The sequence below is a fragment of the Clostridium beijerinckii HUN142 genome (genome assembly GCF_000621745.1).
In the GTDB taxonomy this organism is placed as follows: domain Bacteria; phylum Bacillota; class Clostridia; order Clostridiales; family Clostridiaceae; genus Clostridium; species Clostridium beijerinckii_A.
Genome location: NZ_KK211336.1, coordinates 345,421 through 370,909, shown reverse-complemented (window position 1 = coordinate 370,909; position 25,489 = coordinate 345,421). Strand labels below are relative to the sequence as shown.

At 30.0% G+C, this 25,489-nt stretch carries 10 protein-coding genes; 1 reads left to right on the top strand and 9 read right to left on the bottom strand.

The window, feature by feature from the left end:
* Position 1: 1 nt before the first annotated feature.
* The 9 genes from T483_RS0122915 to T483_RS0122875 all read right to left on the bottom strand — a co-directional run bounded on the left by T483_RS0122915 (position 2) and on the right by T483_RS0122875 (position 23,999).
* Positions 2-604 carry an MptD family putative ECF transporter S component gene (locus T483_RS0122915; protein ID WP_026888919.1) on the bottom strand — a complete coding sequence of 201 codons (603 nt, stop codon included), beginning with the start codon at positions 602-604 and terminating at the stop codon, positions 2-4.
* A 174-nt stretch (positions 605-778) separates the two neighbouring features.
* On the bottom strand, positions 779-1,543 hold the full coding sequence (locus T483_RS0122910; protein ID WP_026888918.1) for a thioesterase II family protein: 765 nt from the start codon (positions 1,541-1,543) through the stop codon (positions 779-781).
* 94 nt (positions 1,544-1,637) lie between these two features.
* The gene (locus T483_RS0122905; protein ID WP_026888917.1) at positions 1,638-9,518 is read right to left on the bottom strand and encodes a hybrid non-ribosomal peptide synthetase/type I polyketide synthase; all 7,881 of its coding nucleotides are present in this window, start codon (positions 9,516-9,518) and stop codon (positions 1,638-1,640) included.
* Entirely contained in the window at positions 9,511-11,823 is a 2,313-nt protein-coding gene (locus T483_RS0122900) for a non-ribosomal peptide synthetase (protein ID WP_026888916.1), read from the bottom strand. The genes T483_RS0122905 and T483_RS0122900 overlap by 8 nt, the downstream gene beginning before the upstream one ends.
* A 55-nt stretch (positions 11,824-11,878) precedes the next feature.
* A complete protein-coding gene (locus tag T483_RS0122895) occupies positions 11,879-16,252 on the bottom strand; it encodes a non-ribosomal peptide synthetase (protein ID WP_035790510.1) in 4,374 nt (1,457 codons plus the stop codon).
* Between the two features lie 15 nt (positions 16,253-16,267).
* Positions 16,268-18,544: a bifunctional Gfo/Idh/MocA family oxidoreductase/class I SAM-dependent methyltransferase gene (locus T483_RS0122890; protein ID WP_026888914.1), complete on the bottom strand. Its 2,277-nt coding sequence runs from the start codon at positions 18,542-18,544 to the stop codon at positions 16,268-16,270.
* Complete coding sequence (locus T483_RS0122885; RefSeq protein ID WP_026888913.1) at positions 18,541-19,638, bottom strand: saccharopine dehydrogenase NADP-binding domain-containing protein; 1,098 nt, start codon at positions 19,636-19,638, stop codon at positions 18,541-18,543. Before T483_RS0122885 ends, T483_RS0122890 begins: the two co-directional genes overlap by 4 nt.
* On the bottom strand, positions 19,635-23,162 hold the full coding sequence (locus T483_RS0122880; protein ID WP_026888912.1) for an amino acid adenylation domain-containing protein: 3,528 nt from the start codon (positions 23,160-23,162) through the stop codon (positions 19,635-19,637). Before T483_RS0122880 ends, T483_RS0122885 begins: the two co-directional genes overlap by 4 nt.
* 126 nt (positions 23,163-23,288) lie before the next feature.
* The gene (locus tag T483_RS0122875) at positions 23,289-23,999 is read right to left on the bottom strand and encodes a 4'-phosphopantetheinyl transferase family protein (RefSeq protein WP_026888911.1); all 711 of its coding nucleotides are present in this window, start codon (positions 23,997-23,999) and stop codon (positions 23,289-23,291) included.
* Positions 24,000-24,314: 315 nt separating this feature from the next.
* Between T483_RS0122875 and T483_RS0122870 the strand changes: the two genes are divergently transcribed.
* The gene (locus T483_RS0122870) at positions 24,315-25,316 is read left to right on the top strand and encodes a helix-turn-helix transcriptional regulator (RefSeq protein WP_431603162.1); all 1,002 of its coding nucleotides are present in this window, start codon (positions 24,315-24,317) and stop codon (positions 25,314-25,316) included.
* Positions 25,317-25,489: the final 173 nt, after the last annotated feature.

The following is a 25,489-nucleotide window of genomic DNA, read 5'->3' as shown; positions in this document are numbered from 1 at the left end:
TTTAAATAATACCTGCCTTTATAAAATGTTTTTTTAGCATGCTTCTGCCAATTATCCCACCTGCTAAGGCTAATATAAATGTTGAAATTATCATTCCAATTAACATTCCAGAAGAAGTGAGATTCCTCAATCCGTCCACATAACTGCTAGACATTCCCTGATCAATTATGGATTCAAAAAAACTATTTCCAAATAACCAAATTGGAAGTGGTGAGCCTACCATCCCAAGAGAAAAAACCGCGTATGCTATTAAATTTCCTGTAAAACTTTTATACCCAAACATATATCGAATTAATTCTGCAATAATACTTGAACTTGCAAAAGTTAATAATAATACCACTGTAAATTGTCCTGTTGCAAAATAAATGATTGCTGTGATTGCTGCCATAATCACTACAGGTCCAAATTTTTGAACTTTTTCTATCATCAACATAAAAATAACTCCACTAAGCAGTGCAATAAATGCAGGCATAAATATCCATATAATCGGTGAAATCCCGCCACAAATCATAATAATAAGATTAATAACAAAATAAATTGCAGAAAACACCCCAATAGTAACTAAGTCTTTAACTTGTAATTTGCTAGTATCTTTTTTTAACATTTTCTTTCCTCCCTATACCGTAGACCATTCTAAATTTTTAATATTAAATTAACTTCATTTAATGCTTCAATAAAATCCTAAAAACTTTTATAAATGAAATATAAAATGAATTTCATTCTCATTATTTCTTTTTTCTTTGACTTATAACAATTCTTAAATCAGAGATTTTAAAAATCATATTATTTTTTCGTAATAAGTAGACATAATACTATCTACTAATTCTAAAAGATATTTTTCCCCTAAAGATTGTACAAAAAAATGATCTCCAGGGAATTCTTTAATTTGAAACGATCCATCTGTTACTTCACTCCAATATTTCATAACTTCTACGCTTGCTTCTTTATCATCTGCACCTGCATGAGCAATAACTGGAACATTGATTTTTTCACCATGATAGCTGTAACTTTCACTTATTTTATAATCACTTTTGATAATAGGTAATATAAAATTTAATAGTTCTTTATTTTCTAAAACCTCTTTAGGTGTTCCATTTAATCTTGCTAATTCTTGAATAAGTGCTTTATCCCCCATGTGGCTTCTATATTTAGATGGATCTTTTTTATGAGGTGCATGACGTCCTGCTACTATTAATTTCTCTGGCTTTTTTCCATGAAGCATCTGAAGTTTATATGAAACTTCAAATGCTATTGCTGCTCCCATACTATGTCCATAAAAGTAAAATGGCTTTTCATCAATTATTTTTAACAAATTAGGAAGCAGTTCATCAATTAATTTATCAAAACTTTCTATACAGGTTTCCAATATTCTAGTACCCCTGCCTGGTAATTCTACTGGTATAAATTCAAATGGACAGTCTGCTTTAGCCCAATTTTTATATACCAATGAACTTCCTCCTGCATAATAAAAACAAATGACCTTGCCTATTTTTTCATAGTTATTACTACTGCTAAAAGGAAACCATTCTTCTACTTTATTCATTTAAATTCACATCCACTTCTTAATATAAAGCTTAAATATAAAGCTGATTATTTTGATTCAGCTACATATCTATTTAGTACTTCTTAATATGCTATTAAATATAAAATTTTTCATTCCAATCTTCTTCTATAAGCTTCTTGATAAAAACAACATAATCATTAAACATTTTATCGATTATTTCCTCTTCAAATGCCTGGTCAACATAATCCCATATAAATGTTATAGCCCCATTTCTCTCATATACTTGATGATCAAGAGATACTTGTGGTGTCTGGCTGATTGAATATATTTCCTTCATATTATTTGATACTTCATCGTAGTTTTTTATAGATTCTCCAAATAAAAGACTTGTAAATACAACTGGCATTATTGCTTTACCTGGTGTATCTTTAGATAATGTCCTTAAGAGATTTAATCCATTATAAGTTCTATATTCGATAGCTTTCCATAATAAATTTTGTATTTCTTCTATTTCACTAATAAATGAATCTTGATTTTTTTCAAAATATGGAATCAGCGTTACATTAGTAAAATCTCCGATGACCTTCATTATATCTTTACTTAGAGGAAGCCTATTAAATAACGTTAAGTTTAAAGTAATATCTTTTTGCTCGCTCCAATGTGAAAGAACTTTCATATATGCAGTACATATAACTGCCGAAGCTGTAAAATTATACTTTTTCATTTTTCTATTAAGAATATCTGATTCTTCATTAGTTAACACAAACATCTTTCTAGAAAAATGCGGCTTTTCTATTAATTCATAGGAATTTTTTAAAGGGATATTTGGAGCTGGTGGAAGTTTATTAACTTGTTCCTGCCAAAACTTACTTGCTTCATTATGATACGCCTTATTCTTAAGCCATGAATCCTGCTTCTTAATATATTCCCTAATTGAGATATCAGGCTCTTCTATTTTGATTCCATGATAAGCCTTAAATATTTCCTTTAAGAAAAGCAATGTGCTCCATCCATCAGCTATCAAACAATCGATGCTGAAATGAATTCTAAAAGGTTCATTTTCAAACCTGGAAACTTGAATATTAAACATTGGCCATTGACCTAATTTATATACACATTGAGATAATTCATTCCTTTTATCTTCAAATTCTTTAGCATCAGTTATTTGTTTATATTTAATTTTATATAGTGGAATTGAACTTAATACTTCCTGTGTTCCATCCTCATAAATTACTGTTCGCAGCATCTCATGTTTCTCAATAACTTCATTTATTGCTTGTTCAAATTTGTTGATATCAAGATTTTCGCATTCATATTCTGAGTAGTAATGTGCACTGACATTCCCAAGTTCATAATCTTTTGAACGCCCTAAAACATAAGCTAGTTGAATTGGTGTTAATGGAAACTTATTATTTTGAATTTCCTTAAGATAAATAATCAATTTCTCTTTATTTTCTTTTAATTCATCACGGAGCTCTAAAGTCATAATGCCTTTAGGTGCCTTAAATTTAAGGCCTTCACTCTCTAGCCATAATTTAATTCCAAGGTTATTATATCTTTCTTCTAAGGCCTTCATTTTTTCGTAATCATCAGCGTTTAATTGGTTATCTTTTTTATGATCGATCTCATAATCTTCATTAATTCCTTCTTTTATATGAGTTTCATTTGAAATATTAATTCCTTCTTTTACACGAGTTTCATTTGAAATTTTTATAGTTTCTTTTTTATTATTAATGATATTATCATGATTAGCCTCTTGAATTTTATCTCTATAAAACTCAAGTAATTCAGATATAAATTTATATTTTATCATTTCACTTACTAAAGGCCTCTCAGTATAAATAATTTCAAGTTGATTAGCGAGCCTTATAATTTCCAAAGAAGAAACACCTATATTGCTAAAACTGTCTTCAGCCATTAGTTCTGGAATATTCAATATTTCCCTGACGGTTTGCAAAACTGGATTATCTTCAGTATCTCTAGTATCTTTAATATCTTTAAGCTCATTATTTTCACGAATTAATTGTGATTCTCTTTCAAATATCCTTAGGAGTTCCTTCCTATCTATTTTCCCATTCGATGTAATAGGCAGCTTATCCAATATGATTATTCTGTCTGGAATAAAATAATGTGGCAGATATTCTTTTAACTTTAATTTCAACTTGTCTTCTGAAGTTGCTATTTCATCATGTTTTAAAAATGCCGCTATTTTATTTTTATTCATACCTACACCAATCGGTAGAATTATAACTTCTTCAAAATCTCCACATTTTCTAAAGGCAGACTCTATTTCTCCAATTTCTATCCTATAACCATTAATTTTAAGTTGAGAATCCTTTCTTCCAAGAAATTCAATGATCCCATCCTCCATATATCTGCCATAATCTCCTGTATTGTATATTCTCTCACCTATTTGAGTGTTATATATAAATGTTTCTTCAGTAAGTTTCTCTTCATTTAAATAACCTTTTGAAAGCCCTTTTCCTCCAATGAATAATTTTCCTTTTACCCAATTAGGACAAGGACGATAAAATTCATCTAATATATAAAAACGTTGATTAGCTAAAGGATATCCGTATGGGATTGAATTCCATTCATTTTGTATTTCCAAAACATCATAATAATTAGACCATATGGATGCTTCTGTTGCACCACCCATACTTGTTAATTTAGCTTTTGGTAAATTAACTTTTATTTTATCTGGTAAATTTAACGGTATCCAATCTCCAGACAAAATAATTTGTCTTATTTTATAATCTTGGGCGTAAACTCCAACACTCTCAATATAATCAGTATAAATTTTCATTAATGCTGGTACTGTATTCCATATACTTACTCCATACTCATCAATAAGAATCTTCCAGAATTTTGGATCAATCCTCTCTTCTTCAGTAGGCAGCACTAATGTACCTCCAACTGATAAAATTCCAAATATATCATATACAGAAAGATCAAAACTAATTGACGATAATCCAAAAGTACTATCTTTTGATGTAACTTTAAAACGATTATTCACATCATTAATTGTATTCATGGCTGCTTTATGCTGAATGCATACTCCTTTTGGAGTTCCAGTTGAACCAGAAGTATAAATTATATATGCTAAATCAGATGGACTTATTTCTTTTTTACTCCACTCTCCATCAAGTTCACTGAAGTTTTCTGAATTAAACTGTTTTACTTTATCCACCAATAATTCATTAACACCATCTACAAATAAAATTGATATTCCAGCTCTTTTAATTATGTCAATTGTCCTATTTGCAGGCTGGTCATAATTCATAGGTACATAAACTGCTCCTATCTGCAATATTCCAATTATAACTGCTATTTGATCAAAGGATTTTTTCATTTGTAGTCCGATTTTATCTCCTTTTTGGACATCTTCTCTCTCTAATAATTCTGATACCTGATTAGCACGATTAATTAACTTACTATAACTATATTTTCTATTATTACATACTATAGCTGTTTCTTCTCCACAATATAAAGCTCTATTTATTATGTTTTCATGTAATAATGAATCCTCAATTTCACTAAAGGTATCATTAGATTTTTCCTGGATATTCTTTTGATCTTTAGTCCTTAAATCAACTAAAGCATTCTTCCAGAAATCTTTTTCTTTTGAGGCTCTTTTAACAAGTTCTACATATTGTTCAAACATCGATTCAACAATGCCAGGAAAGAAAACATCATCTAAGGTATCCCAGCTCAAAGCAATACCTTCTTTTTCTTTGAATACTTGATGATCAATCCATACTTGTGGCGTTGAGGATGCTATACTTTCAAGATTTTTAACAAAAATATCTGCTTCATCTCTATTACTCATTTCATCTATTCCAAGTGCACTTGTAAAAACAATTGGATATATTCGTTCGCCATCACTGTCTTTGTTCAATTCTTTTATGAAGTCTATTGCTGAGTAATTGCTATGTTCTATATCTTTCTGCATCTGAATTTGAAAATCTAAAGCATTTTCACCTGCAGTTTTATTTCTTCTATGAACTTCAACAAGTGCCAGCTGTGTAAAATCACCTATTACTTGATTTATTTGAGAATGAATAAGTTCCCTATTAAATACTGTAAGCATTACTGCAAAATCTTCCCCTCCTCCCCATGCTGACAATATCTCTGAGTATAAGCAAAATAATGCAGCTGATGGAGTTAAATTATTTTCTGCAGCTAAAGTCACAAAATCTCCCCATGTTTTATTATCAATCCATTTCTTTCTTCTAGAAAATCCATGAGAGTTTCCATTTTTAATATTTACAGGTAATTCAGGGGCATTTGGGAAGTTTTCAATTTTATTTAGCCAATACTTTTTATCCTCTTCATATGAGTTATTATTACTCATTAATTCGTAATTTAAATAATCTTTATACGTAACTTCGAGATTCGATAATTCTTTATCAAAATAAAAACTTGTCATATCTTTCCACAATATTGAAACGCTTAAAGCATCTGCTATCATAAAATCTATTCCAAATAAAACTATCCACTTATTATCATTTGTTTCAGTAACTCTAATATCAAACATTGGTTTTCCAAGAGGAATAACCTGTAATGATATTTCTTTTCTTAAATCTTCAAGATGTTTTCCCATATCATAAACTTCGTTTTTATGATAAATTTTTAATGGCAATTCTATTTCTTTCACTATTTTTTGAGTGCCATCTTCTGAAATAATACCTCTTAACATATCATGTCTTTTTATAAGCAATGATAATGCTCTCTTAAATTTTTCTAAATTTAATTCTTCAATTTCTATTTCATATGCACCATAGCAGCCAACGCCACCGTACTCTAATTCGCTATTTCTACCAACTAAATAAGCATTTTGAACTTTACTTAAGGAGAAGGCTTCATACCTTTTTTCTGGATGAGAAATAAATGTATTTTTTTCCTCAGCTACTGCATATGGCTTAGCAGCTTTTTCAAAGATAATTTCTGCCCATTTATTCACTGAACAATTTTCCAATAAAGTTCTTGGTTTTAAGTATATCTTTAAACTTTTTCTCCATGCAGCAGCAAGCCTTGTAGTTACAATTGAATTTAATCCATATAAAAGCAGATTTTCATCATCCGCTAATTCATTTTCTTCTATTTTCAATTCACGTTTTAGTTCACTTCTGATATATATCTTGACTTCATCTATAGTGTTAAATATGCATTTATTATCCGCAAACTTAAGCTTAACTTCTTTATTTTCATATTCTTCATTTTCATATTCTTCCTTCAAAATTGATAAATTTGAATTAACTTTATCGTATTTATCGCTTTTTAAAATTGCCTTATTTATCTCAAAGTGTTTTTCACTAAATTTATAGCTAGGTACAATTACCCTATCAAAATTTGATCTTGAATAATATTTTCTCCATTCAATATCTGAGCCAAAAACATATAAATCAAAAAGGACTTTTTGAATTTGCTCTTCTGTTTTTACATCTGGATAATTAGTAACTAAAACTTCTGCTTTTTCCTCATAAATATTATCTACAAAGGATGTTAAAACAGGCTTAGGCCCTATCTCTAAGAAAATATAATTTTCAGGATTTTCAATTGACTGTATACTTTGATAAAACTTTACTTCTGATAAAATATGCCTGCTCCAATATTTCCATGAGGCTATTTCTTTCCCAATAATTCCACCTGTTACATTTGATAAAATTGCTTTTGATGGAAAGTTGTATTCTACAGCTTTAGAAATCAATTCAAAATCTTCAAGCATTGGTTCCATAAGCTTAGAATGAAATGCATTAGAAACCTTTAATAAAACGCTCTTTATTCCTTTGTTTTTTAAATCATTACATATTTCATCAATTTCCTTGTCATTCCCAGAAATGATTGTCTGTTCCTTAGAATTTGTAGCTGCAATCGAAACATTTTCCTTAAACCTCAAAAGTTTCTCTACATCATTTCTTTTCATAAAAATTGCTGCCATTTTTCCTTTTACAGATAATTTCTGCATAAGGCTTCCTCTTGCTGTTACAAGTTTTATAGCATCACTAAGCTTAAAAACATCTGCTAAACAAGCTGCTACATACTCTCCAATACTATGTCCAATCATTAATGCTGGCTTAATTCCATATTCCATCCACATTTTAGCTAGTGAATATTCTATTGAAAACAAAGCTGGCTGAGTATATTTTGTTTCACTTATTAAATTATCTGATGAAAAAATTATAGGTAAAAGTTCATTCCCTGTATATTCTTTATAAAAGGCATTACATTTATCTAGATAGTATTTAAATATACTGTTTGTATCATAAAATTCTTTGAACATTTCCGGATATTGTGAACCTTGTCCTGTAAATAAAAATGTTACTTTTTTTTCACTGTTCCCATATTTAATATTAGAATTAATCTGGTTATTTAGTGCCAAACTAACATTTTCCTTCAACTCACTATAAGAATCAGCCCAAATAATAATTTTTTCTTTTAAATCACCTTTAGATATATTTTGACTATAAGATAAATCAGAAATTAATACTTCTTCTTGTATTTTAGCTTTGTTTAAATACTCTAAAAATACTTCAAGCTGATTAATTAATCCTTCCTTATTATTAGAACTAAATTTAAAAGGCCAGTATTTATCTCTTCCTTTATCAATTAATTCACTTTTTCTTTCTATTTGTCTTTCTATTGGTTTAGATGAATATTCTTCAACTATCGCATGTGCATTTGTCCCACTTAGTCCAAAAGAACTAACTCCAGCAATACGCTTTTTTCCTGCTTCACTTTTCCATTTAATTGTCTTTTTAGGGACTTCTATACATATCTCTTCCCAATTTATGTGGGGAGAAGGAGCTTCAAAATTTAAATTTCCTGGTATTTTCCCATTTTTAACTGCCAATATTACTTTAATAATTCCTGCTACTCCAGCTGCTGCCTCAAGATGACCAATATTAGCTTTAACCGTTCCTACATACAAATTTGATTTTCTATTTTTTGAAAATACATTTCCTAAAGCTGAAATTTCTATAGGATCTCCTAATTCAGTTCCTGTACCATGAGCTTCAACATAACCAACCTCGCTGGAATTAATCTCATAACGACTTAATATGTCCTTAATCAATCTCTCCTGTGCTAGTCCATATGGAGCTGTAAGCCCAGAACTTGGCCCATCTTGATTTACACCACTGCCTTTTATAACAGCATAAATAAGATCTCCATCTTTTTCTGCATCTGAAAGCCGTTTTAAGACTAAAGCTCCGCACCCTTCACCTCTTACGGTTCCATTTGCTTTTGCATCAAAAGGACGAATTTCGCAATCAGGAGATAAAATATTTAAGTCACCCAATGACTTAGTAGTTTCTGGTGAATACATCAAATTGACTCCACCAGCTATAGCCATATTGCATTCGCCAGTTATAAGCCCCTTACAAGCATTATCTATTGCTACTAATGACGAAGAACATGCCGTATCTATTGTTATACCTGGTCCTTGAAATCCAAAGAAATATGACACTCTTCCAGATAAAAAAGAAAAACCGCTTCCTATTACATCACCAGATTGAAGCTCCTTATTCACCTTTCTATCAATGCAGAGCTCATTTGAATAATCAGTTGATGTTATTCCAACATATACTCCAGTCTTTGAATTTTTTAAACTATTAGGTGAATACCCTGCATTTTCTAAGGCTTCCCAGGTCACTTTCATAAATAATCTCTGCTGCGGATCTGTTCTTTCAGCCTCTTTAGGTGATAATCTAAATAATCTATTATCAAAGGACATGATATCTTCCTTAAGAAATCCTGCCTTTTTCATATATTGATTTTCATTATAATCTTTTGATAAATGTTCACGCCATCTAGAATCTTTAATATCACAAATCATACTTTTCTGCTTAATTAAAGCTTCCCAAAATTCTTCTGGACTTGTAATTGCCCCAGGAAAATGGCATCCAATTCCTATTACTGCAATTGATTCACTCTTTCTCAGCTCACCCTTTAACTTTCTGATTTCAATCAATGCCTTTTTTAAAAGATCATCCTTTGATTCATTGCTAATCATAAACACTCTCACATCCTAATTCTTTTTTTAATAACTCAAAAATTTCATCCTCAGAACAATTTTCAATCATAGATTTATTTATTTCCGATATGATGCTGATTTTATCATCTTCCATACTTTGGTTTTTCGTTATAATAGTTATTTCATCATCTTCTATACTTTGTTTCTCAGTTATCATATTGATTCCATCATTCTCTATACTTTGTCCCACTTTAACAATTCTTTTAGGATTTAGTGCAGAGGTTAAATATTCACTCATTTGTGCTGCTGTATTATAGTTAAAAAGCAGCGTTGAAGATATTTTAATTCCTAAATTTTCTTCTATAGCATTTCTAATGGCTAAAGACATAATTGAATTTATGCCGAGTTCCATAAACGATATGTTTTTGTTCACTTCTTTTACTTCAATGCCAAGTTTTTCTGCCATAAGTTCTATCATAAAACTTTCTAACGATTCTTTATTAAATCCTCTTGTTTTTAATACTTCGCCAGCCTTATTTTTCTTCATAATATCTCTTTTAAAATCCAAGATTTCTAAAGCATTTATCCAGCCGTTATTCCCAAATATCTTTTTACATTTTGCTCTTTGAATTTTTCCGCTTATTGTACGTGGAATACTTAAAGGCGGCACAAAAACAATGACCTCAGTCTTAATTCCATGAACCTTTAATATATTTTCTCTTATATGCTCTCCCCACTTTTTACATTGGTGATTCCTAACAGCATCCTGGATTATTTCTTGAACTAATATAAGCTTTTCTTCACCATTTTCCAAAATTGAAAATGCAGCTGCACCGTTTTTCACAAAATATTCTTCTGAATAAAATGACGTCTTTTCAATATCTTGAGGATAATAATTCATTCCTCTCATAATTATTAATTCTTTTCTTCTCCCAGTTACATAAAGCTCACCACTATCGTCTATAAACCCTAAATCTCCAGTTTTTAAATACATTTCATTAGAATTTTCATCATATTTGAAAATTTCCTTGTTTTTTTCACTGCTGCCCCAATATCCATTTGTTATGGATGGGCCAAAAAAGCAAATCTCTCCTATATTATTAACTTCTAGCTCACTTTCTTTTTTATCATCAGCTTTTTTTATAACTACCTTATGCTCATCAATAACACTTCCGTTAGATACTAAGTAAATTTCATTGTCTGCTAAATCATTAAATGTATCTTTAAAATCGCCTAAATATCCTTTGTCTAATATAGTTATAATTCCGCTATTATAATCACTTCTATTTAGCTTAATCCAACTAACTTTTTTTGAGACTTTATGGCAAGATATTATAAGCGTTGCCTCTGCTAAGCCATATGCTGGAGATAAAACACAATCGTTAAAACCAAGAGATTTAGTCTTTTCATAAAATCTATTTAATGTTTTTATATTTACTGGTTCTCCTGCACAAAGTGCAGCCTTAAGTGTATTTAGTTTAATATCTTTTACTTCTAAAGGTTTGTTATCTATTTCATTTGAAATTAACTCATAAGCAAAATTTGGTGCTGCTGTATGAGTTGCTTTATAAGTTGTAATTGCCCTTAACCAGCTTATAGGATTTTCCATAAAATCATCTGGATTCATCAATATAACTTTATATCCCGAATATATTCCTTGTAGTATCCCGTATATCAGCCCAAGATCATGATAAAATGGCAGCCAGCTTACCATTATACTTTCTTCACAAAAGTTTAAATTTTTCTCTACCTGCTTCATATTATTTAATAAAGAAGAATTCGTCACAATAACGCCTTTAGGGATTCCAGTCGATCCAGATGTATATTGTAAAAAACTTATATCATTGTTTTTATGTGCTGCTTTATCTTTACTATCACTGCTTTTTTCTTTTTCAAAATATATTGGCAGGGATGAAAGATGCTTACAGCTGCTAAAAGCAAACTTCTCTTTCAAGAATTCAACATTATCTCCCTCTGTTAAAATGCACCTTGCTTCAGAATCTTTTGCAATATTTTCCCATTTATCCATATAACTATTTCTTTTTGGCATATTTAATGGAATAGGAATTGCACCAATGAAATTACATGCAAGATATGATATTATAAAATCCAATTCCCTATGAAAAATCAATAAGCATCTATCACCATTTACAATTTTATTTTTTAATAATCTTAAAGCAAAATTAGACACTCTGAAATATAACTCTGAATATGTGATTTCATATGGGTTTAAATTTGAATCCAATATTTCATATGCGATTTTTTCTGGTGTACAATACGCTCTAAATTGTAGTATTTGTATTAGATTTTCAGCATTTTCAGGTCTTATTTTAGTATCTAACATTTTTTCTATTCTTCTCCTTGTCCAATAATTTTATATTTCCTTTTCAATTTAATTCTTACTCTCTTATTAATGGTTTTCCAATTATCTCAGCAACATTTCCTGCATTTGTTTCTTCTTCAATACATGTGAAATGATTACCCTTTATTTCTTCTATTGACAGCCTTCCAAGACATATTTCCTTCCAAAATTCACGTGTCATTTCATTGATGTTTGAAAATAGAGGAAAGGCTTCACATGATAAAAGTAATCTAATATCTCCAAAGTATGGCATAGGATTAAAATGTGCAGCTTTAAAACTTTGGCAAAAAACTTTAAATAATCCTTCTATCATTTCTAGAGGCATTTGTTCTCCACTATACTTTTCTACTGCAGCTGCATAACTTATAAATCTCTCTCTTTGTGTAAGTTCTGAAAGTTTTTTAAATAACTCTCCTACTTTATCAAGACTTTCATCTCCTCCAATACTTAAAGATGCTTTAAACGGAATGCTTTCACCATTTTCTTTTAATACTTTTGATATTCCATTTATAAGAGCTTCATGGCTTACATTATTGAATCCTGCCTGTTCAAGGGTAAGGTTAATATTTGAAACAAATAATGCTTCAAGAATTAATTCATCTTCTACCTTAAATGGAATATGATGACCATCAATCAATATTAAATCCTTTATATTTATATCTCTTTCAACTAATCGTCTTGCTACTTCTACTGCAATCATTCCACCTAAGCTATATCCAATTAACTGCATATCCTTATATCCTGTTTTTATAAGCTGATCTGCATAATCATCTGCAATTTTTTCAAGGATTTCTTCTTCCTTAAACGAACAATATAAATTAATATCATCTACATTTATTCCTACCACAGTTCCAGTATTTTGTTTTATTAAATATGGCATTAATGTTTTAAAGCAGCTCATAGAACCTAGGCCTGCATGAAAAACAACTCTAAGCATATCATTATTTTGCTTATTATAAAATTTCAAATTAGCATTAGTTAAAACTTTATTTTTATCTCTAGATTCACTTACGTTACTTCCATCTTTATTGGTTTTTGACCTAATAAACTCTGCCAATTGACCTATAGTTGGATTATTTATCATATGTCTTAATAAAACATCAAATTGAATATCCATATGATATGGTTCTTTTGATAAATTTTCTCTTAATTTACCCGATACTTGAGCCATTATTAGTGAATCTGCACCACATTCATAAAAATTTTGTGTTTCATTAATTCCACTTATCCCTAATGCTTCTGACCATATTTGTGATAATAAAACAGCTAACGGATCTGATAAATTAAATTTATTTTTTGAATCTAAAGCTATATTTTCAGCTTTATTTTTCCATTCTATAATCTCTTTACGATTAATTTTGTTATTACTTGTTAATGGCATTGACTCTACTATCTCTATATCTGAAGGGATCATATGATTTGGCAGAAAACCAGCTATAAACTCAGTTATATCTGAAATCAACTCTTTTTTTGTCTTATTATGGAGATTATATACCTCAACAACAGCAAATAATAATTTATTGTATTCCTTCCCAACTGTCACAACTGCTGCCGAATGAACAGCTGGATGTTTTTGAAGTGCTGTTTCTATTTCTCCCAGTTCTATTCTGTGTCCCTTAATTTTTACCTGATTGTCCTGTCTTCCTAAAAATTCTATTTCCCCACCTGGAAGATACCTTCCTAAATCGCCAGTTTTATAAAGACGCTCTTTGTTAACAGGGTGATAAATAAACCTTTCTTCTGTTATTTTAATATCACCATAATATTCCTTTGCTAAACCAACCCCCGAAATATATATGTCTCCAGAAGCCCATACAGGGCAGTCCCTAAACTTCTTATCTAAGATGTAAAAACTTTGATTAGAAAGAGGTTTTCCATATGGTATGCTATTTAAATTTTCCTTTAAACCTTTATATTCATGAAAAATTGACCATATTGATGCTTCTGTTGCTCCTCCAAGGCTTATTATTTTCAAATCAGGAATTCTTTTAAGAAGCTTATCTGGAAGCTCTAGTGGTATCCAATCTCCTGAAAGCATAGCCAAACGAAGTTTTGGTAATCTTATTGATACTTCACTATCTAAATATGAGCTCAACATTCTCATGAGTGCAGGAACTGAATTCCAAATGGTTATATCATGCTTTAAAATCAAATCAACCCAGTGTGATGGATCAGTCTGTCTGTCTACAGATGGATAAATAAGTGTTCCTCCAACAGACAATATTCCAAATATATCGTAAACAGATAAATCAAAACTCAATTGTGCTAATCCAAGAATATTATCATCACTTCCAACATTAAATCTCTTATTAATATCTTCTATGGTGTTTACAGCTGCTTCATGTGTGATTACAACGCTTTTAGGAATTCCTGTTGAGCCTGATGTATGAATGATATAACTTGGCATATCCGTATTTCCATCTTCCACAAGTATATTTTCCACATGAGGTGTTATTTTATCTACATATATTACCTCTATATTTTCCGGGAAATTTATCGATACAGTTGAACAAGTTAAGATACATCGAGTTTCTGTTCTTTTCAGCATTTCATTCATTCTTATGGCTGGCTGCGTCGTATCAATTGGAACATATACAGCTCCAATTGATAATATACCAAGCACTGCCTCTATCTGATGTACGGATTTATCCATAATAACAGCAACTTTATCCTGCTTTTTACAATCAATTTCTTGTAATTTTTTCATTACCCCAGAGGCTTTTAATGCAAGCTCCATATATGTGACTTCTTCTTTGTCATCTATGACCGCAATTTTTTCTGGAACTGACTTTATCTGTTTTAATATTCCACTGTGTAATAGATGATTTGGCAGTGGCAATTTTGTATTATTTACTTCTTCACGTTCTTCCTTTTGCCATTTAGGTAATTCTATTATTCTTTCTCTTTCCCATGAATTTTCTGTTATTGTAAGCAAAAATAATAGCTCTTTAAAAGCTTTAAACATGTCTTCTATCATGCCTTCTGGAAATACATTTTTTCTTACATCCCAATTTATTTGAAGCCCCAGCTCAGTGTCCATAGCTTGGCAATCAATAAATACCTGTGGTGTCTGACTTATTCCATGCTCTCCAATATTTCCCTTTAATTGATCTGATTCTGATGATTTAATAAGACCAATAGCACTCGTAAATACCACAGGCATTAAAGAAGCATTTCCTCCTTGTTTCTTTGATATCTCTCTTAATACCTCTACCCCTGAAAACAATCTATGATCTAAATCTTCAAATAATTGTTTACCGATTTTTTTTGCATTTTCACTAAAAGAACTATCATCATTCCAATCTACCTCAAGCAGATTTATTGTTGTAAAATCACCTACAATATCATTAACTTGTGGATGTACTGGTAATCTATTTAATACTGTAAGATTTAAGCAAAATTTATTATTACTGCTCCAACGCTCTATTACAGACGCATATGCACTCATAATTGCAACAGTAGGTGTTATTCCATAACTTTGTGATCTTTGCTTAAATTCATCCCATTCTTTTTTATTCATTACAACTGTATGTCTTTCAAATTCAACTTTTTCTTTGAATTTTTTTGATTCAACCACTGGAAGATCTGGAGCAGCTGGAATAGAGTCAATACGTTTTAACCAATATTCTTTATCATTAGAATAATTTATACTTCCTTTTAAACGCTTTTCAGCTATTAGATAATCTCTAAAACTTAAATCAAGTTTATCAAGTGGCTTTTCTGGATTAGAATATAAATTTTCAAATTCACAAAGGAGAAGCCATATACTTGCCCAATCTGCAATTAAAAATTCTATAGAAAAATGTAAAATTGAATTATCTGGAGTTTTTGATACAGCTACACCAAATAAAGGCCAATTTTCTGTATCATATGTGGAAATGCCCATTTTATCACGTATAGTTTCTAACTTTTTATCAGCTTCCTGGCTGTTTAATGTACTCATATCGTAATATGGTACTTCTAATTTAGGGACTGTATTTAATACCCTTTGATATCCATTTTTATTAATCACAGCTCTAAGCATGTCATGCCTTTCAACCAGCTTATTCCAAATGTTTTCACAAAGCTCATGATTTAGCTCTGAATAAATTATTTCCATATAAATATGGCAAGCACATCCACCATATCCAAATGCATCATTTCTGCCAAGTAAATATGCAGACTGTATATCCGTCAACGGAAATGGTTCATATTTATTTTCAGGATTGCTTTCAATAGTTAATTCATTTTTTCTATTTTTTAGTGCATCTAAAATATCTAGTTTATATTCTTTCATAACCTTTAGATCCGCATTATCTATTGCTCCTTGTGGATATTTATATTTTAGTTTTCCATCTTCCTCCCAAAGTGTTGCACCTTTTTTTATTAATGCATTTATTAGATCATCTATATTTAAATTTTGGTTATACATAATATACTCCCTCTCTTATTTTCTTTTTTTTACAGCAAAAAGTCTCTGACCTAGTGGAGATATTATGTGATCATCCTCTGGCAGTATTAAGACCTTCTCAGCTCCTGCATTATAAAATACCTCTTCCCATTGATCTATTGTCATGAATGTAGTTCTTGTATTACTTCTATCATCTTTCGGATCTGTCATCATAAACGCTTGAGAAATCAACATTTCCATACACTCATGGACTGCCTCTGTAATGAGTATCCATCCTCCAGGAACTAATAATTCCATTAGTCCTTTTATAACACTATCTGTATCAAAAGCATTGTTTATGACTCCAGCTGCAATAATAATATCTGTACTTTTTGGTGTTAATCCTTGTGTAATAAAATTTTTATCGATATTTATAGTCTTAAATTCCATCCAAGGGTTATTCCCAAACTTTTGTTTTGCAGCTGACAAAAAGTAATTTGATATATCTGTAAATAAATATTTTATATTTATTATTTTTTCAATTTCTATTAACCTTTTTACGACCCCATCAGTGGTTGCACCTGTTCCAGCTCCAATTTCAACAATTCTAAGCTCTCCTTTTGACTCACTGCCAATTGAAATCTTTTTTTCTGCACTGATACGAATAACAGCTTCTGATAAAATTTTATTTAAATAACGAACAGTTACCATATCGTGATACATTGAATAAGCACAATCAAATTTTCCTTCTGGGAACAGCAAAAATACGGCTTTCTGCTCTCCACTCATTAATTGTGGAAGCTTTTTAACATTGCGTATGAAATAATCCATTGTTTCCTTAGAACCAAAGCCACTTTCCCATATGTTTCTCACGTTATCCCAACATTTGTTTAATTTCATACCTGATATAATATCAGCTCCATAATATAGCTCATCATCACATTTTATATACTTATTTTTTTTCAATAATTCTAACCATTTTATAATTAAGCTTTCATGCTCCATAGCTGTATTAGAAATATCTAAAATCTCTCTTTTACTATATTTTTGTTCTTTATTTACCAAAGCTCCTTTTATTTGTAGTGAATATAACATAGAGGTTAAAACCGCTTCATTCAGATTTTCATTATATAATCTGACTAATTTAGCATCTATATTTCCAAGTTCGCTTTTACCACATTCACTGCAAGATTGAATATCTCTCGGTATCTTATATGGAAATTTATCATTAATATTAGTACTTGTCTTATTTGAATCTTCTAAAATAGCTTTTTTTAATATATCTACTGGAAATATATTATGCTTTGATGCACTTTTTAAAGTGGGATACCCTAACTCTTTTGTGATATTATGCCATTGATTTGAACATAACAATTCCCTTTGACCATGCATATTCACATTTATATTTCCTAAAATCATTTCCTTAATTACTAATAAATCTTCTACAATAGCTTCTGGCCATATTTTAGTGAAAATATCTCTATAATTTTCTATTTCTGTTATGCCTAATATTTCAGTGGTTTTTTCAAAAAACTCCAATGTTCCTTTATCCGCAAAGTCTTCCAATGTTATTGAATCTTTTGGGACATGCATTCGAGGATGCCATAGCAATGGACCATGTGTATCTGATAATAATAAACTTCCCCCGTCACAGCCAATTTCAATGCGATGCAATAAATGCATATAATTATCCGGGTCATCTGGATTTACTTCATTATGAACCCTAAAAGTAAATGGAATATCTCCAATTTCTCCTGTAATAATTTGAAATGGGCTTTTGCTTTTACTAACATTGTCTATTTTAAAATTTCTAATTGACGGCAATGCTTCCATAAGAATATGAATCATTGGATATGATACCTGTGAAGCAAAGGCCCCATCAATATATAAAAGCTCTTGTTTATCTGTTATTGCTTTTGCACATGTTATAAATTGCTTAACTGAAGGCAGATTAATATAGAGATCTCCTGTCATAAAAACAACATTATTTTGGCTTGCTGCTCTTAAACATTCCGAAATATCCCTGCTGTGTATTGGCTGCTCCTGAATAACATTAATTCCTCTATTAAGAAGCTCTAATGAAATATTCGTTCCCATTCCGCCTAAAACTCCTGAACGTAATACTACACATGCTAAATCTATATTTTTAGGTATCTGATTTACCTTTGTATATAAATTTACACCATAATTTTCTGCACATTTTTTCGATCTATCACTTCCATTAGCCAAAAGCCCAACAATTTCAAAATCGCTAGATAATGTTTTTAATGCCTCAAAATAAAATTGTCCAAAAGTAGAGCCACAAACTATAACTCTCAATTTTTCTCCATTCATATTTCTCCCTCCACCACTCTAAGTAATTCTTTAACAGGATAATTTTGAATTTGAAAACTCCTTAGAACCTTCACTTCATTTAATTTTTCTATTAAATTTTCTGTGCCTGAAACTTCTGCCAAAGGATACACGCCTTTTTTAACTCTGCCTTCCAAAATAGCTATTCCTGCTAAAGCTGCCATAGTTCCAGTTAATACTGATGGTTTATCCATTTGTAAAATAAGTGTTTTTACTATTTCATTTTCTTCTTCAATTCCATGCATCTCTACGAGAAAATTTACATAACTTCCGATTTCAATTGAATCAAGTGTCGTAGCCATGCAAAGATGTTTAACTGCATTTTTTTTATCGGATATAAATTCAAAACACACTTTTTCTAAAACAGATTGAATATTTTCCCCTTCAAAAGCCATATACCACTCACCATCTTCAATTCCTATGGACTCCGCTACATATTCTGTTTCCTTATCAAAATATGGATATAAATTAACTTCTTCCAAAAAATAAGGAAGCTGAACATTAGTTTTTCTTTTTAAACATGAGTTAACTACCTTTCCTTCTTTCCATGCTGCTAAAGACTTGTTACTATCAAAAATACCTGCTAAATAGTCTTCAGCTGCTGAAGATGTAAATTTATCCGAAATACCTGTATAACAAGTTAAAGATGATACTTTATGGAATTTTTGCGCTAGCCATCTAGGCAATATTCCTGATAACCCTGGCATAAATCCAGCACCATATATTGCCGTTATATCATTATTAATATTTCTCATGGATTCTAATTTTTTATTAATTCCAAGATCAACGTAATTGCATTTCTTTTCAAAACATTTTTTAGCAGCTAAAGATTCTGAATTATAAGATGGACCTACACAATTTATAATCAAGTCACATCCATCTATAAAAGCTTCCACGCTCCTGTCACTATCAACATCAACCTGCATCCATTCAACATCAAATAATTCTTTTTGCAATTTCATTTTTGCTAATTTAATATTTCTTCCGCCTATTCTCAATGAATGTTTATTATATTTTTTAAGTAAACGGGTAACTTCTAAACCTACTTCTCCATACCCCCCTATAATTCCAATCATATTTCCCCTTCCTCCATTAAACACACGTCTTGATTGCCTTCTTCTAAGTTTTCTTCAATTCTTTCTGCTATCTCATATAGCAGCGGCTTTTCAAACATTTCCCTTAATGATAAGTTAATTCCAAACCTCTCCTTAACTTCTGAAATAAAACGTGTTGCTAAAAGACTGTCTCCTCCAATTTCGAAAAAGCCTTGATTACGGCCTATGAAATCAACTTCTATAATCCTCTTCCACATTTCTTCAATTTCTTTTTCTGTTCCATCATGAACTTCATCAATATCATTTCTTTCTGATGAAGATAATAAAATTTTTTCAATAGCTTTTCTATCAACTTTTCCATTAGACGTTAATGGGATAATAGGTAATATATCTATTTTTTCTGGAATCATATACTCTGGTAAATTAGATTTCATAAAATTCAACAAATTTTCTTCTTTTAAAATAAATCTATCATTTTGAAAATCTGCTTCTATGAATTCCGTAAAGGAATCTTTTATTGACTCATAATTTATATTTTCAAAACCTGCTTTTGCTAATAAACTTCCCCATTTATCTGCTGTAAGCATTGGATTATCAGATGCTTTTCTATCATCATCAAAATCTTTAAAACCTTTTTCTAATACTGATGCTGTTAATAAAGCAATAGGTGTAAGCTCACTGTTTTCTAATGCAAATATTTTCCCACCATTTTTAAGCAGCATAGCCCCAATTAAAATTCCTTGATAAGCATTATAATAACGGTGAAGAGAATTAAAGGCTAAAACCAAATCAAATGAATAACGAAGCTTATCAGGAACTTGATCCTCTTTCAACAAACAAAATTCTATAAAATGTTCTTTAGAATTCATTATTTTCTTTGCACTTTTTATCATTGAAGAAGCTGAATCTAAATAAGTTAATTTTATATCTTCTGGTTTAAGCTTATCTAAAAGCATTTTTCCTAATACTCCACTTCTTCCACCAAGCAAAGCAACCTCTACCGGCTTTTTAAGCGCGCTAGATATTTTTTTAATTTTATCAGCAATAATTTGAATACCATTAATCCTATCTAAATCTCTTGCTGATATATTTTCAGGTGAAATTATATTGTCTTCGAGAATAGATATTACCGGCTTTTCCCCTTTTAATATCTTCCTATAATCATCTATTTTCTCTAAAACGTACTTTCCAATTTCAATAATCAGCGAGTCTTCATTATTTATTGTAGATTTCTTCATATTTTCCAAATAAGCAAGTGCTTTTGAAAGTTTTAAGCCACCATCAATATTTCCATCATGGCACTTTATAACCTCTCTTTTCACTAACCATGATAACCATACTTTCAACAAGTATTGAAACTCATTATCAATACTTAATTCTCTTATAATTCTATCCTCATTCATTGAAGAGTTTTGCAGACTATTAAGATTAAGAATTTCTATAAGTAATGCTTCTACCATTTCAGATTGCATTTCAACATTATCTTTTCTATAATCTTCTATTTTCTGATCTTTAGCTTTAAAGTCACTATACTCAGCTCCAGAAACAACTTCTGGTTCAATAGCTGCTGCTAAATGCTTTAATCCGCTATTAGATGCTATTAATGCAACAGCTTTGTTTACTCCCTTATATTTCTTTAATACTTCCTCAATTTCTCCAAGTTCAATACGAAATCCTCTTAGCTTTACTTGCTGATCAGCTCTTCCCATAAATTCAATTATTCCATCAGATCTATATCTTCCAAAGTCTCCAGTACGATACCAACGTTTATTTTCTATTTCAATAAAACTCTTAGAGGTTAACTCCTTATTACCAACATATCCTCGTGCAACCCCCATTCCGCCAATTAATAATTCTCCTGAAACCATATCTAAGCAATCTCTGCCTAATTTATCTACAACTCTAAAGCTTTGATTACTTAATGGTTTACCGTATGGAATGGAAGTCCAGTTACTATCCACATGATCAACTTCATAATAATTTGACCATATGGATGCTTCAGTTGCACCTCCAAGGGCAATAAATCTACACTTGCCTGCTTTTTCTAACAATCTAGGATAAATATCAAGTCCTATCCAATCTCCAGATACCAATACCAAACGTAATGAAGATAATAACTTATTATTGTGATTTGCCATTAACAGCATATCTAAAAGAGCCGGCACTGAATTCCAAACTGTTATATTAAGATTATAAATTAATTCATTCCAAATTAAGGCTTCCCGTTCTTCTTTTTCATCTAATAATACAATTCCTCCACCAGCAGAAAGAAGGCCAAATATATCATAAACAGATAAATCAAAATCTAATGCAGAAACGGCAAGAATTCTATCCTTATCTGTAACTGAAAATCTTTTATTTATGTCTAATATAGTGTTATATGCAGATTCATGCATGATTTCTACGCCCTTTGGAGCTCCTGTTGAACCAGAAGTAAAGATTATATATGCCAGAGAATTTGTGTTTACAGAAATATATTCATCAAGAGGTTTAAGGTCTTTAGAGTCTTCAATTAAAATTGTTTCAATCTCATCAGAGAAAAAAACTCTTTCCTTATCTCTTTTATTTGTTATTACATATTTTATTCCACCTGATTTATATATTTTATCTCTACGTTCTTTAGGCTGTTTAACTCCTACAGGGACATAGGCTGCTCCTACAGCTAAAATACCTAATATAGAAATAATTTGGCTTATTCCTCTAGACTGAGTTATAGAAACAATATCCCCCTCTTTAATTCCTCTATTAATTAATAGCCTTGCTAATTTTAAGGACTTATCTGTAAGTTCACCATATGATATAGATTTTATTATTCCATTTTCAGTCCATAACACTGCCTGACGTTCAGGATACTTTTTTGCATTAATAAAAAAATCTTCATGCAATAATTTTTTTTCAATTGAAACTTCCGTATTATTTACACTATCACGGAGCTTTCTTTGGCTCTCTGGCATTAATTCTGGAATTTCACTGTCCCATTTTGTCTCAGCTATCCAATTTGCAAAGCACTCATAAACAGAAATTATTGTATCTATCACCCCTTCTAAATGAAACTCTTCACATAAATTCACTTTTATCCTTAAAGACTCCTCTTCCATATAATCATTGCAGGAAATAATATTTATTTTTTGATTTTTGTTATCCATATTTTCATCAGTTTCATTTAAATTTAAATTCACTGCATCTTGTTCTTTTCTTATAAGATTTTCAAGTTCTTCTTGTACCTTAATACAGGTATTGCTAAAGCTCTCTCCCAAACTGCACTTATAATTAAGGAAAATTTCTTTTCCTGATTTAAAATCTGCTCTAAATCCTTTATATAGATTGCTATTAAGTGTAATCATTAAATTTGTGCCGTCACCCCATCTGCCAAAAACTTCTCCTATAGATGTCAATATTACAGCTAATGGTTCACTATTTTTTTTATATGCATTTTGTCTTATTTTAACCCATTCTTTTTTGCCAATTTTGAATTCCGTCACTATACAACTGCTATCATTTTCTTCTGCACATTGATTATCTCCATTAATTTTTTCTTTTCTCATTAATTCTGCTCCTTTCAGCATTAATACATATAATTTTAATGTTATTACTTCTTAAAAAGACTTAAATATTTCTATCACAAATCTCCAATAATTTGCTTTTCAAATCAATATATCATTGTTGTAGAGCTATTTATAAAATGCTACTGCACCAACATATTTCTCCCCATGATTAAACGCCTTAATATTCCATCTTTCATTTTCAATACCTTTACCTTTAATTGTTATCCTCTTACTATAAATATTGGATACATTAAAAGATTTAAATGAACAGTTTAACCCTTTGCCTATAGCTTTTACATAAGCTTCTTTGCAAGTCCAATAACGATAAAAAGCTTCAATTTTTTGGCTATCTTTTAAATTGAAGTATTCTTCAATTTCATTCTTATTAAAAAAATTACTAACTATCTTTTCATTTTCTTTATTTTTATCAATATGTTCAATATCTACGCCAATCAATCTTATTTTGGAAAAAATTATAGCTACAAATTCATTAGAGTGAGATATATTAAAAAAAATATTTTGTTTAGTATTCTCTAATTGTGGCTTGCCAGAATCTCCATACTTAAAAGTCAGCTTAAATGGAAATATACCCAAGTACTTTCCTAAAATGCTTCTTGTTAAGCTATGTCCTAAAATAAATCTAAACGTATCTTCTTCAAACTTAAAATTATTTGCTTTTTCTATTTCACTAATAGAAAGATAATTATATAATTTTTGTGGTTCTGAAATATTTTTTATACTTGATAAATATAGATATAGTTCTTCATTATCAAAGTCTAAATAACTATTTGATCCTAACTGCTCAATATCTTTAATAACAATTTTTTTTAGATTCATATAAAGATTAAACTCCTTGCAACTACTTTTTATAATTATGTATTAAATTCTCTATAAGTTTGAATTTACATGAAATAAATGTTAAAATATACAAATGATTCATTTGATTTCTTATTTCAAATGATAATGATAATTAATTGTTTTGTCAAAATGTCTTACAAAAGGTCATATTCTTAAGGCATTTAAATGAATCACTTATAAAATAAGCTTTTCTAATACTATCCACATACACCAGCGTGATATTGAGGGATAATTATAAATAAAAAAAAGATATATTGGGACTTTAATGTAATATTTATATACTTTTAGAATGGAGTGATTAACTTGAAGAACGAGAACCAAATAGACACAATATATAGAAAAGGTTATGGCAATTTAGCTGAACAACTTTCGTTTAAAAAGACTACTCAAAATGAGGAACAAATTTATGAAGTACCAATAAAAAATGGAACAGGTTATATTTATCAAATAAATCCTGCTCCTGGGGTTTTTATTTCTATGTGTGATTGGGTAGCATATAAAAAAATCGAGTATCATTACCAAGTAAATCAAACATTCACTGAAATCTATTTGCTAGAATCAGGTAATATTTCTTTAGTAATGAACGGTAAAAAAACATATTCAATACCATCTGGTGTGAATGTTTATATAAATAATATATCTCAAGGGCGTATATGCTACAAACCTAATATCCCAATAAAATGCATATGTATATTACTTTTTGATGATTTCATAAGAAATAATATTGGGAATAAATTTATCGATAATTATATAAATTTTGAGAAAACTTTTAGTTCAAAATCTATTAACTATAATACTCCTGAAATAACTCTGCTCTTTTTACAAATAAAACAGAAACTATTATACCGCGAAAAATCACGTTTATATTATGAGAGTAAGATTGGTGAGCTATTATCTATAATTAGAAGCAACTTTAATAAAGAAGAAGAACGATTAAAATCTATTCACAGTAAATTTCCTTTAAATGAATTAAAAAGATTGGAACTAGTAAAATTGGCACTCGATCAAAATATAGCCAATCCTCCTGAAATTGATCAATTATGTAAAATAGCTGCTATGGGTAAAACAAAGTTAAGGGAATCATTTAAATTATTTTTTAATATAACAATCGGGGGATATATTCGTCAGGTTAAAATGAAACATTCATTAATACTAATGTCAAACAATCAGCTATCTATTCAAAAAATTGCTGCTAGCTTAGGGTATTCTAGCACAAGTAAGTTTTCTATAAGCTTTAAAAAGATTTATGGGCAATCTCCTTCTGAATATCGTAAAAATATTCTCTTAACTTCTTAAAAATGATTCTTGTAGTTAAATCTAATAAAAATAACCCACGAAAGCTAAAATTGACATGATACCTTTATAATAATAGTATTCAAGGTACATTCCAAATCAGATTTTCGTGGGTCTTTTTGTTGTAAGAGAAAGATATCAAAACCTGCTAGCAGGATTTCTCATTACTTACCTAC

What these genes read in the sequence shown, in the direction of transcription:
- T483_RS0122910 (WP_026888918.1), bottom strand. Translation starts at nt 1,543, where the DNA reads ATGAATAAAGTAGAAGAATGGTTTCCTTTTAGCAGTAGTAATAACTAT.
- T483_RS0122895 (WP_035790510.1), bottom strand. Translation starts at nt 16,252, where the DNA reads ATGTATAACCAAAATTTAAATATAGATGATCTAATAAATGCATTAATA.
- T483_RS0122905 (WP_026888917.1), bottom strand. Translation starts at nt 9,518, where the DNA reads ATGATTAGCAATGAATCAAAGGATGATCTTTTAAAAAAGGCATTGATT.
- T483_RS0122885 (WP_026888913.1), bottom strand. Translation starts at nt 19,638, where the DNA reads ATGATTGGAATTATAGGGGGGTATGGAGAAGTAGGTTTAGAAGTTACC.
- T483_RS0122880 (WP_026888912.1), bottom strand. Translation starts at nt 23,162, where the DNA reads ATGAGAAAAGAAAAAATTAATGGAGATAATCAATGTGCAGAAGAAAAT.
- T483_RS0122915 (WP_026888919.1), bottom strand. Translation starts at nt 604, where the DNA reads ATGTTAAAAAAAGATACTAGCAAATTACAAGTTAAAGACTTAGTTACT.
- T483_RS0122875 (WP_026888911.1), bottom strand. Translation starts at nt 23,999, where the DNA reads ATGAATCTAAAAAAAATTGTTATTAAAGATATTGAGCAGTTAGGATCA.
- T483_RS0122900 (WP_026888916.1), bottom strand. Translation starts at nt 11,823, where the DNA reads ATGTTAGATACTAAAATAAGACCTGAAAATGCTGAAAATCTAATACAA.
- T483_RS0122890 (WP_026888914.1), bottom strand. Translation starts at nt 18,544, where the DNA reads ATGAATGGAGAAAAATTGAGAGTTATAGTTTGTGGCTCTACTTTTGGA.